14 protein-coding genes are annotated in these 12062 nt (G+C 61.7%); 5 read left to right on the top strand and 9 right to left on the bottom strand.

The genetic code is table 11. The annotated features are described in order from the left end of the window. Positions 1-108: 108 nt before the first annotated feature. Positions 109-846 carry a competence protein CoiA gene (locus tag ACO06J_RS19515; RefSeq protein ID WP_421762551.1) on the bottom strand — a complete coding sequence of 246 codons (738 nt, stop codon included), beginning with the start codon at positions 844-846 and terminating at the stop codon, positions 109-111. 270 nt (positions 847-1116) lie between these two features. Then, a complete protein-coding gene (locus ACO06J_RS19510; protein ID WP_421762375.1) occupies positions 1117-1524 on the bottom strand; it encodes a hypothetical protein in 408 nt (135 codons plus the stop codon). A 919-nt stretch (positions 1525-2443) separates the two neighbouring features. On the opposite strand from ACO06J_RS19510, the gene ACO06J_RS19505 reads away from it, so the two are divergent. Continuing rightward, positions 2444-3478 (top strand): glycosyltransferase, encoded by a 1035-nt coding sequence (locus ACO06J_RS19505; protein ID WP_421762374.1) that lies wholly within the window; start codon positions 2444-2446, stop codon positions 3476-3478. 23 nt (positions 3479-3501) lie between these two features. Here the strand turns inward: ACO06J_RS19505 and ACO06J_RS19500 are convergent, their stop codons facing one another. The 3 genes from ACO06J_RS19500 to ACO06J_RS19490 form a co-directional block, all read right to left on the bottom strand. After that, the gene (locus ACO06J_RS19500; protein WP_421762373.1) at positions 3502-4125 is read right to left on the bottom strand and encodes a hypothetical protein; all 624 of its coding nucleotides are present in this window, start codon (positions 4123-4125) and stop codon (positions 3502-3504) included. A gap of 7 nt (positions 4126-4132) precedes the next feature. Then, on the bottom strand, positions 4133-5140 hold the full coding sequence (locus ACO06J_RS19495; protein ID WP_421762372.1) for a L,D-transpeptidase family protein: 1008 nt from the start codon (positions 5138-5140) through the stop codon (positions 4133-4135). Between the two features lie 135 nt (positions 5141-5275). Continuing rightward, positions 5276-6235 (bottom strand): acetyl-CoA carboxylase carboxyltransferase subunit alpha, encoded by a 960-nt coding sequence (locus ACO06J_RS19490; protein ID WP_421762371.1) that lies wholly within the window; start codon positions 6233-6235, stop codon positions 5276-5278. Between the two features lie 191 nt (positions 6236-6426). On the opposite strand from ACO06J_RS19490, the gene ACO06J_RS19485 reads away from it, so the two are divergent. Next, a complete protein-coding gene (locus ACO06J_RS19485) occupies positions 6427-6765 on the top strand; it encodes a hypothetical protein (RefSeq protein ID WP_421762370.1) in 339 nt (112 codons plus the stop codon). A gap of 8 nt (positions 6766-6773) precedes the next feature. On the opposite strand, the gene ACO06J_RS19480 is transcribed toward ACO06J_RS19485, so the two are convergent. Further along, positions 6774-7688, bottom strand: a complete 915-nt coding sequence (locus tag ACO06J_RS19480; RefSeq protein ID WP_421762369.1) for a site-specific tyrosine recombinase XerD — start codon at positions 7686-7688, stop codon at positions 6774-6776. Beyond that, positions 7685-7999: a hypothetical protein gene (locus tag ACO06J_RS19475; protein ID WP_421762368.1), complete on the bottom strand. Its 315-nt coding sequence runs from the start codon at positions 7997-7999 to the stop codon at positions 7685-7687. Before ACO06J_RS19475 ends, ACO06J_RS19480 begins: the two co-directional genes overlap by 4 nt. A gap of 138 nt (positions 8000-8137) precedes the next feature. On the opposite strand from ACO06J_RS19475, the gene ACO06J_RS19470 reads away from it, so the two are divergent. Both ACO06J_RS19470 and aroB read left to right on the top strand, forming a co-directional pair. Next, positions 8138-8740 carry a shikimate kinase gene (locus ACO06J_RS19470; protein ID WP_421762367.1) on the top strand — a complete coding sequence of 201 codons (603 nt, stop codon included), beginning with the start codon at positions 8138-8140 and terminating at the stop codon, positions 8738-8740. Then, a complete protein-coding gene (gene aroB / locus ACO06J_RS19465) occupies positions 8730-9848 on the top strand; it encodes a 3-dehydroquinate synthase (protein ID WP_421762366.1) in 1119 nt (372 codons plus the stop codon). Before ACO06J_RS19470 ends, aroB begins: the two co-directional genes overlap by 11 nt. Here the strand turns inward: aroB and ACO06J_RS19460 are convergent. Further along, complete coding sequence (locus ACO06J_RS19460; protein WP_421762365.1) at positions 9845-10846, bottom strand: OmpA family protein; 1002 nt, start codon at positions 10844-10846, stop codon at positions 9845-9847. The two genes, aroB and ACO06J_RS19460, sit on opposite strands and share 4 nt — an antisense overlap. 234 nt (positions 10847-11080) lie before the next feature. After that, positions 11081-11344, bottom strand: coding sequence for a BolA family protein (locus tag ACO06J_RS19455; protein ID WP_421762364.1), 264 nt, complete (start codon positions 11342-11344; stop codon positions 11081-11083). A 47-nt stretch (positions 11345-11391) separates the two neighbouring features. On the opposite strand from ACO06J_RS19455, the gene ACO06J_RS19450 reads away from it, so the two are divergent. After that, on the top strand, positions 11392-12054 hold the full coding sequence (locus ACO06J_RS19450; RefSeq protein WP_421762363.1) for a J domain-containing protein: 663 nt from the start codon (positions 11392-11394) through the stop codon (positions 12052-12054). Positions 12055-12062 lie beyond the last annotated feature (8 nt).

The raw sequence follows: 12062 nt of genomic DNA, 5'->3' as shown, positions 1-12062 counted from the left end.
CCTGCAGGTGCTTTGTCGATGAACGAGCGGCGTTCGAACAGTGGTAGCTGATACCCAAAGAGCGTTCAGTAGCGTGCACCTTCCGTATGCGCCGGCCGGCGGTGCTGACTAGAACCTTCGCCTAAAGCGAGGTTGCCGTAGGTAGCGCGCTGCATCCAGCACAGCGGACATCCTGTAGCTTTGTGCCTGCCTCATTGCGGCCAGCCGCTTCATGTCGGCAACCAAATTCGCAATCTTCTCCGCTTCCAATATTTCTGCGTTTTCAGACGCAAGCTTAACAAAGGCAGCGCGCGAGACCGCAACGACAACCGCATCCCTGTCGACCCGATACGGCAGCAGACACCAAAGCCGATCAAGCTTCCCTTCAAGTGAGCCAAAGTCGAAGAAAACAGGGACTGAGCTACTGATCCAGCTCCGCGGAAACACCTTCTCCGGTGCGTGGCACGCGTAAACGAAGTCCTTGCTCATGCTGGAAAGAAGATCGGCATTTTCGACAAAGCGAGTTCGGTCGCGCAGCAGCCTCGTGCCGCAGACCACCCATGCCATGTTGCCGTAAAATAGTTCGCGCGAAGCACGTTCAGATGGGTCGATGGCGGAGTACTGAAACTCAATCACGAGGCCTGCTTCTGTGCGAACGTCGGCGATGTGCTTTTCACCATCATCCGCCAAGCGAATGCTCTCCTGCCAAGTGATCGGGAACTTGTTCTTCCAATCGCGATGCCATTGCAGTTCGCGCTCCCACCAGGCATCGCACGCCAGTGTTCCGCGATGGGCCCAGTGATGCACCCGCATCGTTCCGCACTTGGCTAGAACGGGATCACCACACACGGGACAAGTACCGACCATTTTAGGTGACGGTGGCGTTCGTACGTCATCGACAAGTGCTAGATGCATCGGTTCCATCCGATCCGCTGAACATGAGCCGATCGAGCAAACATTACGTGGCAAGTAAAGACCTACCAACCGGAAATTTGCCTGCGTGTCACTAAACGCATATGCGGAGTTATCCACAGCTTCGTCGTGCAAAGGCCCCTTATAGCTGCCGGTCGCCTGTTACTCGGCGCTGCCACCTTCTTCTTCGGGTAGGTCGAGTGACTGGATAGTGCGCGGATCAACCTACATCTCAAAAAGGAACCGCTGATACTCATCAAATAGCAACCGAAGCCGGTCGCTGGCATAGACCTTCCTCATACGTCGGTCAGCTTCATCGCGTTCCATGGTCAGCCAGCCATCACTCACCAGCTCCTTCAAGACCTGGCTAAAGCGATCTTCGCTGCAGTGCAGTGACAGGTGGAAATCCTTCACCCGCGCTGCGTCGCCATCATCACGTGCGAGCGCTAGCAGCACAATGTCGCCGGCAATGATCGAGCCAGCCCATTGGCATGTGCTGCCGTTCCCATGAGCGGAGCAGCGGCAAACGTCTTGCCAGCTTCCCTCCATCCACTCCGGCCGCACTCCTTGTCGGAGTTTGTGCCGGTCAGCAGCAGAGGAAAACAACCGGAATTGCTTCGCGCTATCAGGCACCCGCCTTGTCCGGGTTCCCAGAGTGTGCTGAGTTCGAATCGAACAAAGAGGGTCGACCAAATGCAATCAGTTCCGCGTCGGAAGCCACAATCTTGAGAACCAAGCGTTACATACTTCCCGTCATAGTTCTGCTTTTGGCTGGCTGTTCGGGCGCAATGACAACTTATGAAGCCCAACGGGCTGGGCACCCGATGCCCATGTTCTACAAGAGCGGCGTCAACTTTCAGCAGATTGTATCCGACAATACAGACTGTCAGGTTGATGCGGTACAGCGAGTTCCAGCCCAAATCCACACCACCACATCACCCGAATACAGTACGCCCGGCTCAGCGATCTGCAACCAGATTGGAACTCAGACCTTCTGCAACCAAGTAGGGGGACAGACATACGGGGGAGAAACTCAATCTTACGACGTAAACGCAAATCTGCGCCAACAGGTACATTTTCAATGTATGGCCAAGAAGGGATATCAGTATGTGAACATCCCCGCTTGCGCTGCCAGCGTTGATTTATCGGATCAAATTAACGAAACAGTACTTCGCCCGCTTTCTTCGAGGACTTGTTATCAAGGTATCAAGTCAGGCGGTTTCATGATAGGTGACTACTGATGATTTACTGCGCCCAGACACTGACACGTTTCTCAGAAGACTTGTAGGCAAACGGTAGGCACCCAAAATAGCCAACCACTATCATGTTGATTTTACTACGCAAATTCCATAAACGTGGCAGTTCAAGCACTGTCACGGCGCGTTCTGAACTAGCCGATTGAGCTGAAAACCAAGGCCGCCTTCAGAGGCGGCCTTTTTGTTTGCGCCTGGGGAGGCACTAGGCGGAGATTGGTGACAATGCTGGGAGCAGCGCTGCCTTGCCCTCGCCCGAAACCGCTGATCCTCTGCCAGGCGACAGGTGAGGGCTGGCCATGCGCATTCTGCTTACAAACAACAGCATGGCTGAGCGGGCCGGGACCGAACTGTACACCTACGAGCTCGCGGTGCGACTGCGACGCCTCGGGCACAATCCGGTCGTCTATTCGCCGACCGTCGGGCAAGTGGGGCAGGCTCTGTGGGAACTGGGGATACCGGTGATCGCCGAGTTGAGCGCTCTCCAGGAGAGCCCTGACCTCATCCACGGTCACCATCACCTCGAGGCCATGACAGCGTGCCTCGCATTTCCCAACGTGCCGGCGGTGTATGTCTGCCACGGCTGGCTGCCGCTCGCAGAACAGCCGCCGACTTTCCCCACCATCATGACCTACATTGGCGTGGGACCGCTGACCCACGAGCGGATCATGACCAGCGTTAAGCTTGACGGTCGACCGGCCGTGATCGTGCCGAGCTTTTTTGACGACGAGACCATCGAGCTCAAGCCGGAGATCGCGGCCGTTCCACGCAAGGCACTGATATATAATAACAACCTGGACGATCAGCATCCTTTGACCAAGGCTATACTCGAGGCATGCAATGAACGCCGGATCGCCGTGGCCAGCATTGGCCGCGGCTTTGGCAGCGTCACATTCGAGCCGGGCAAAGTATTGCGCGAGTTCGATATTGTGTTCGCAGTGGGACGCAGCGCCCTCGAGGCCATGGCGAGCGGTTGCGCCGCGATTGTATGTGACAGTTCTGGCGTCGCTGGACTGGCAACAGCGGAAGGTCTTGAGGGCCCTGGGGGGCTCTTGAACCTATCGGCGCGATCCCGGCTTCGGGTCAGCAGCCGCGCCATTGGAGCGGAGATTGACCGCTATTCACCTGCCCTCATCCAACGGGCCAGCGAACATGTGCGCTCGACCCGCCCGCTCAGCCTGGCTGTGACCAAATTTGTGTCGATCTATCAGGACGCCATCGCGCGCTTTCAGGAAATGCAGCCTTGCCCGCCTGATCAGATGCTCGCCGACACATCGCGCTACTTGCGGAGCCTCGCCCCACTGCTGCAATCGGTGGTCATCCCGCCTCAGTGAGCTCGCCGAGTGCGTGGCTGTGGTCAGGTGCAGGTCACTCGCAACTCGGCAAAGCCCTCTGCGTCAGCGGAGAACACCATCACGGTGCACGTCGTACCAACCAGCGTGCCGAAGCCGGTTTCAGTGACGGTGCCCGCGCCGTTGATGTCGACGGTGTCGGCGGTGATGGATCCGACCTCGATTTTTGCCTTGGACTGGCAGAGCGGATAGCTCTCGTTCGGGGTCACCATGAAGCGGGTGCCCAGCGGGATACAGTCAGTGGTGGGCAGGTTCGGATCGATCTTGGCCGGGGCAGTTGCGACGGCCTCGGTACCAGCCGCAGGCAGTGCGCCAACGACCGCTGGTGGCGTTGCCGCAAGCTTTGCTGCAGCTGCTTTGACATCACCCTCGAGTTTGACCATCCGATCCTGAAGTGCCAGGAGGCCCGCTGCGGTGCCGTCATCGGGAGCGGCGGCGGGGGTAGCGGTGCGCTGGTTGAGCTGGTCCACTGCGGCGGTGAGTTTCGCCATTTCTTCGGTGACGGCCTCAGAGCGCGAGACGCTGTTGAGTTGCACCACGACCGCGCCCGCCAACGCGATAAGTCCGATCAGCGCGGCAAGAAACGGGATGACGCGATCGATCAGGACCAGGCGGCGATGGCGGCGCATCGGAGCGCTAAACGCGGTGAATGGGCGGCGCCGGGATCGGCGGCACCTTGCTGGGATCGATCGTGCCGTCATCGCCGAACAGGCCGCCGATGAAGCTGCCGATGGCCTGACCGCGTGCCTTGGCCGCGGCCTCAGCGTCGGCGGCCGCCTTGGCGTCCGCTGCGGCTTTGGCCTTGCGATCTGCGATTGCGGCGACTTCCTTGGCCATGGCGGCATCGTCAGCCGCCATCTTGGCGACAACCGAAGCCGGAACACCCTGCGCGACCTGCACCGGGCAGGAGCCACTGGCATCGAGCGTCATCCCGTCAGGCACTCCGAAGACGTAGTGCTTGTTGCACACGTCCCAACTGGCTGGTTGGCCCGCCAGTTCGAACCGGTCGTAGCCTTCCTTGATGTCTTTCCAGAAGCTCATATTGGGATCGTCCGCATGCATGGCGAGGTTGCCCGGCGTCATGCGGAACGGAAAGATCTGCAGCTGGAACGACGCATTGCCGCCGGCAAACGTCTCGCGGGCCAAGGCATAAATCTCGGCGATCGACTCGTCGGTCATCGAATAGCAGCCGCGCGACGAGCAATCGCCATGTACCATCAGGTCGGACCCGGTACGCCCATAGGCGCGGTCGAACTTGTTGGGAAAGCCGGTATTGAAGGCGAGGTAGTAGTTGGAATTGGGATTCATCAGCCCGGGGGTGATGTTGTAGAACCCTTCAGGCGACTGCCGGTCGCCCTCGACCACCTTGGGGCCGAGCCCGCCGGACCAGGCACAGATCTCGTAGGTCTTGACCAGCTTGAACGTGCCGCCCGCCTGCTTCCAGACTTCGAGTTCGTTGGTCTGTTTGAAGATGCGCACCATCATCGGCGCGCCAGGCGACGACCCGATAGAGGCGAGCTTGTGCACCAGTTCCTGCTTGAGCGGTGCGTTGGCTTTGGCATTGGGCGCAGGCTTGAAGTTGCTGCAGGCCGATAGACCCAGCCCGACCACTACGATGGCAATAACGCCAATGAAAGCGCGCACGAAACTGCTCAAGACCTGCTACCCGAATTCGATCTGCCCATGCCGATCCGGTAAGGGCGCGACGGTTACCACAGCGTAAGCCGATATGGTTACCGGCCCCTTGAGATCGGCTTTTGCGCCTGGGGCGCGCGCCGATCAACTCAAATTGGTGCCGATAGCGAGGAATTTGTTTCGCCGGTGTTCCCTGACGTCCAGCCGTCCGCGGCTTGAGGGAAAATCGCTGAGAAACTGCGAAATGGCCTTGTTGGTCGAATCCATCACCTCTGCGTGATGGCGATGCGCGCCACCGGGCGGCTCGGGGATGATGCCATCGATCACGCCGAGCGCTAAAAGGTCTGCGGCGGTGATCTTCATGTTGTTGGCCGCGTCCTGCGCCTTGGCGGCATCGCGCCAGAGGATGGACGCCGCGCCCTCGGGTGAGATCACGGCATAGATGGCGTTCTCAAGCATCAGCACGCGATTGGCGACGGCGATGGCAATGGCACCACCGGAGCCGCCCTCGCCGATGACGATGGCAATGTTGGGCACGCCGAGTTCGAGGCACTTTTCGGTGGACCGGGCAATCGCCTCGGCCTGGCCGCGCTCTTCGGCGCCGATGCCGGGATAGGCGCCGGCGGTGTCGACAAACGAGATCAGTGGGATATCGAAGCGATCCGCCATCTCCATGATGCGCACGGCCTTGCGGTAGCCCTCGGGTCGAGGCATGCCGAAATTGTGCTTGAGCCGGGTCTCGGTGTTCGAACCCTTCTCCTGGCCCAGAACGGCGACGGGCTGGCCGTTGAAGCGGCCAAAGCCTGCCTGAAGGGCGGGGTCTTCGGCGAACTTCCGGTCGCCGGCCAGCGGCGTCCACTCGGTGATAAGGGTCTTGATGTAGTCCGACAGATGCGGGCGCTGAGGATGGCGCGCCACCTGCATCTTCTGCCAGGGCGTCAGGCGCCGGTAGATATCGACCAAGGCCTCATCGGCGCGTGCCGAGAGCCGGCTGACTTCTTCATCAATGGAGACCGCCTGATCAGTCGCTGCCAGCGACTTCAGTTCGGCGATCTTGCCTTCGAGATCGGCAACCGGCTTTTCGAAATCGAGATAGGACTGCATCCAACCCGCCAATAGAGCCCAGGGGAAGCGCTCAGTCGCGCCCCAAAGTGGCCGGAAAGTGGCGATGCCGGGCCTTTGAGTCAAGCCGCGATACGCGGCTGCCCCAAACCCTGTGATTAACGATTGTGCGACAGTTTGGTGACAATCATGACAGCGACCTTAACCGCGACCACCACGGACCGTCTTCCACCATGAGTGCCTACGCCTTAATCGATGTGCCCTGCCCACACTGCCACGGGCATTTCATCGAGAACGCCAAGCTCTTGCGCCCCGGCGGTCAGGCCTATTGCCCCGAATGTGAGAGCCTTTTCCATCTCGATGCGAACAGCGAAGCGATGCGGCACACTCTGGCGGAAGCCAAAGCGGCGCGTCGCCGCCGCAAGGACCGGATCGCCGAACTACGCCAGACCTGGATGGACCCGGTTCCTGTTGCGCCCGCAAAGCAGCCACCCTTGCTGATGACTGACGTATTGTCGGCGCTCGACCAGTTGCTGGTGCGGCTCGACGGACTCCATCGCCGGAGTTCCTGAACGCCCGCTCAACCGGCCTCGGCCAGCGGGTGGTGCGTTTCGACCAGTGTTTTCAGCTTTTCATCGAGCACGTGGGTGTAGATCTGCGTGGTGGCGATATCGGCATGCCCCAGGAGGGTCTGCACGACGCGAAGATCCGCTCCGCCAGCGAGGAGATGACTGGCAAAGGCGTGGCGCAGCACGTGCGGCGAAATGCGGGCTGCCGCGATGCCGGCGCGCGCCCCCAGCCCCTTCAGATCGCGTGCAAAAACCTGGCGGCTGAGGTGACCATCCTCACCATTTGCAGGAAACAGCCAGAGGCCCGGCGGTAGCGTCGCCACGTAGGCCTTGATGGCGTCACGCGCCCGGTCGGTCACCGGAACTATGCGCTCCTTGCCGCCCTTGCCCTTGACTGTGAGGTAGCTCGCATCCCGCATCACTGCAGCGCGCTTGAGCTCCACCAGTTCCGAGACACGCATGCCGGTGGCATAGAGCAGTTCGAGCAAAAGATGCAGGCGCTGCGCGGCAGCGAGCTGGGCCGGGCTGGCGTCGGCTGATTCGGCCTCGGTTTCCGCCAAGGCCAGCATGCGGTCGACCTCGGCGATCGACAGCACCTTGGGGAGCGCGCGGCGCGCCTTGGGGGAGGCAATGATGCGGGTGGGATCGTCGCTGCGCACGGCGTCGGCAGCGAGAAACTTGTGGAACTGCCGGATGGCGGAGAGCTTTCGCGCGCTTGACGAAGCGGCAAGCCCTTCGGCTTCGAGGGAAGCGAGATATTGCGTCACATGCTCGCGGCTGGCGCTGGTGAGTGCCGCGCCCCGGCGCCCGAGAAAGGCTGAATAGTCGCCGAGGTCGCGTCGGTAGGCGGCGATGGTGTTCTTGGCGGCGCCGCGCTCGGCGCTCATCATTTCGAGAAAGGCGTCAACGAGGTGGGCCTCGCTCATTCGACGCCCTGTTCCTTGGTGACCACATCGCCCTCATTGGGCGCCGTAGCATCGGCAGGTACGTCAGCGGCGGGCGTGTCGACCGCAACCGCCGGGGTCGCATCGGCCGGACCGTCGGGCTTGCGGGTGGTGTTGATCTCGCGCTTGACCAGCGGATCGCGCTCCGGGCCGGCCACGAGTTCGCGTGGCGGAATCCGGATGGTCACATCCTTCTGCTTGGGAGTGACGGCAGCCACGAGGCCAAACATGGCACCGTAGCCAAGTCCTGCCAGAACCAGCAGAATAACGAAGAGGCGAATAAGGGTCGGCATGGCAATCCGCTTTTGTCACGCGAAGGGGAGTGTCCCTCGTTTCGCGGAGGCGATCAAGTTCCTTGCCATGTTAGCAGGCATTGACTTTATGTGCCCCTAACGCTTCAAACCCCGCACAACAGGGATGTCCGGCTCATCATGTCACGCGAAGGCGTTTCCACCCGCGAGGATCGGCGCGAGGACCTGCTGGCGCGGCTCGGCGGCAGGCCGATCGTGCTGGTGGGCATGATGGGCGCGGGCAAAACTACAGTCGGCCGCCGGCTTGCGAGCCGTATCGGCCGCCACTTTGTCGACAGCGACGAAGAGGTGGAAAAAGCCGCCGGGATGAGCATCGAGGAAATCTTCAAGAATCGGGGCGAGGCAGACTTCCGTGCCGGGGAGGCCAAGGTCATCGCCCGGCTGCTGAAGGAACAGGCCGTCGTGCTCGGCACCGGCGGCGGCGCCTTCATGAACCCGGAAACCCGCGCACTCGTCAAAGAGGCTGCGGTCTCGGTGTGGATCAAAGCCGATTTCGAGCTGTTGTTCGCGCGCGTCTCACGCCGCTCCAACCGCCCGCTGCTGAAGACCGCCAACCCACGAGAAACGCTGCAAAAGCTGATCGAGGCACGCTACCCCACCTATGCCGACGCCGACGTGACCGTGGTGTCGCGTGACGTGCCTCAGGATCAGGTAGCGTCCGAAGTGATCGACGCGATTTTGAATTACCTGACCCCAACCGAGGAGCACGCCGATGGCCGCTGAGCCCACCCGCGTTCACGTGCCGCTCGGCGAACGGGCTTATGACATCGAGATCGGCACCGGGCTCCTCGATAGTGCAGGCGAGCGGTTGAAGGCGAAGTTCCCGGGGCGACGCTTCGGCATTGTCACCGACAGTGAAGTGGCCAAGGCGCAATTGCCGCGGCTCGCCGCCTCGCTTGATGCCGCTGGCCTCAGCCACAGCTCGATCATTTTGCCCAATGGCGAAAGCACCAAGTCGTTCGCACGGCTCGGCGAGGTGGTCGAAGGCATTCTCGACGCGCGGCTCGAGCGCGGCGATCTGGTGATTGCTTTGGGTGGTGGCGTGATCGGTGATCTCGCGGGCTTTGCCGCCTCGATTGCGCGGCGTGGCATGGATTTCGTCCAGATCCCGACATCGCTTCTGGCACAGGTTGATAGCTCCGTCGGAGGCAAGACCGGCATCAACTCTCCCCACGGCAAGAACCTGATCGGTGCCTTTCACCAGCCCAAGCTGGTGCTGGCGGACCTTGACGCACTGGCGACCTTGCCGCTCCGGCAGTTCGCTGCCGGTTATGCGGAAGTGGTGAAGTACGGGCTCATCGACGACGAGTGGTTCTACTTCTGGCTCGAGGAAAACAATCGCGCCATCTTCGCTGGCGATCTGGCGCTGCGGGCCGAAATGGTGGCGCATTGTTGCGCCGCCAAGACCCACTTTGTGCTGGCCGACGAGAAGGAAACCGGCGTCCGCGCGCTGCTCAATCTTGGCCACACTTTTGGGCACGCGCTCGAATCGGCCACCGGCTATTCGGACCGGCTGCTGCATGGTGAGGGCGTGGCCATCGGCATGGTGCTGGCCCACGGCTTTTCCGCGCAACTCGGCCTGGCACCAAGCCAGGATACCGGGCGCATCGCCCAGCATCTGGCCGCTGCCGGCTTGCCCACCCGGCTTGCCGATATTCCCGGGGAGTTGCCCGGCACCGACTACCTGATGAACGCCATCGCGCAGGACAAGAAGGTTGTGCGCGGCGCGCTCACCTTCATTCTGACCCGCGGCATCGGCAAGGCGTTCATCGAAAAGAACGTCGATCCTGCTACGGTCGCCGCTTATCTCGACGCCATGCGGAACGCCTAAGGCGTGACGCTGATCACGACGCGGCGGTTGGCACCCGGTGCTTCGCCGAACTGCTCGGTGGCGCCGCCGCCGGTTGCGGTGGCCTTGTCGAAGGCGATGCCCTCAGCCTTGAGATAGGCGAGAACGTTCTGCGCCCGCTCGATGGCAAACAGCGCACTCGTTGCGTGGCTGCCCTGCCGGCTCGAATAGCCGGTCACCAGCACCCGGCACTTCTGCGTGCCGATATCGGCAATGATCTGGTCCAGCCGCGCTTTGAGCCTTGGCGTCAGGTCATTGGAGTTCTCGTTGAAGCCGATGACGTTGTAGAGCTCATCGCGATTGCAGGCGGCCTGGGGCTCAGCATTCTCCGATGTATCGAGGCTGGCGGTCTGCACCGTGCCGCCGGCCGGCTCGGGCGCATGCAGCTTGGCGACGACCACCGGAGCCATTTGCATAGATGGCGCGGGTTGCGCCGCGACACTTGCGACGGCAGCCCCCGGCTGCGGCCAGCCACCAGCGGGCGGCATAGAAACGCCCTCCATATTGCCGTCGCGCAGCACCAGGAACTCGCCCAGCACCTCGTTGCCCTGATCGGCCTTGGTGCCCTGCGTGCGGAGGCCCGAAACGGTGACCGCGCGACCGTTCACCGAGACCGCCGCAAGATAGAGGTTGCGGTCGTGATTGGACCCATCCCCGCCATAGGCCTCGTTGATCAGCCGGACCCTGACCTCGCCGCCGGGCTTGAACAACGCCTCGGGAATGGGGAAGTCAAAGCTCTGGACATAAGCCGACTTGTCCGCCGCGTCCGCGAACCTTCCGGAACTGACGGTGTCGATGGCCGTGTCGACAGCCGCTTCGCCCACCGGCTTGCCGTCAAAGCTCACCTCGAAGCGCGGCGCGCCGTCATAGGCCTCGCCACCGATGATGAGTGAAAGCGTGCTCGGGGCGGCAAAGGCCGTCGCTGGAACGAATGAAACTGATAAAATGGCGGCGATCACCGCTGCTTTGCGACTGAACATGATGCCCCTCGTGACTGTCTGCCCGCCTGTGCTAGGCAGGACATGAGGCGATAGTTCGGAGAGAACGCGGCACGAGGACACCTGATCGCCGGGTTTTGGTCGCAAAATCCGGACGCGTGCTGATTGCAGGCGTGAATTGGCATTGAGCCTTAAGCCGCTAGCCCCGCGCCACGAGAATGCCCCAGTTGCGCGCCAACGCGCTTGTCGGAACGCAGCAAGCACCTACATCTGGCTTCAGGCAGCAGCGACGACTTCCACCGCAAGGGCGTGAACGCCCGCTTTCAGCTCGGCATCCAGCGTGTCCATCACAGCCCGATGCTGGGCGAGACGGGTGAGGCCGAGAAAGGCTGGCGTCGCGATCCGGACGCGAAAATGGGTCTCGCCTTCGGGCCGGGAGCCGGAGTGGCCCTGGTGCTTCGCGCTTTCGTCGATCACTTCAAGATGGCTTGGCGTGAATTTGACCGAAAGTTTTTCGACAATGACGTCGCGAACCGACATATGGATACCGTTTCTGCTTGGCTTCGTGCGGAGCGTAACTAGGATTGATGAAGCTGGATTCCAAGTACTTTGACAAGATCAGGATCCGCTCGCGCCACCCCGAGGAACCCGAGGTGGTGCAGCATCCGTGTGCCTGGGAGGGTTGCGACCAACCTGGGACGTATCGTGCGCCCAAAGGCAACCGTGCCGAGGGCGAGTATCACACCTTTTGCCTTGAGCATGTCCGTCACTACAACCACGTTTTCAACTTCTTCGCTGGCATGAAGCCCGAGGAGATGGAAACCCATATCAAGCAGGAACGCGAGACCGATGGCCGCCCCAGCTGGGGTTTTGGGGCCAAGGCGGGCTCGCCCGGCCCCCGCATGCCCGGCAAGACCAGCACCACCGGTAAGACCGCAGGCATGCGGCTCAACGCCGACGGCTCGCGCAACGCCGACCCGCTGGGCGTGTTTGCCCGATACGCCCGCTCGCAGGCCCGCGCCCCGCAGCAGGAACGGGTCAAGCCGCTGCTCGAGCAGGACCGCCGCGCTCTCGAAACGCTCGGCTTCCGTGGGCATGCCAAAGCCGATGAGATCAAGCAGGCTTACAAAAGCCTCGTGAAGATCCATCACCCCGATGCCAATGGCGGTGACAAGTCCTCCGAAGACCGGCTGCGCGCCATCATCGCGGCCTACACCCACCTGAAGACCAAGGGTTTCGTCGGCCGCTGACGGCCCGA

It is taken from the genome of Devosia sp. (assembly GCF_965229025.1).
Classification (GTDB): Bacteria; Pseudomonadota; Alphaproteobacteria; order Rhizobiales; family Devosiaceae; genus Devosia_A.
The sequence above is the reverse complement of the archived record's forward strand: the minus strand, read 5'-3'. Positions and strand labels throughout refer to the sequence as shown.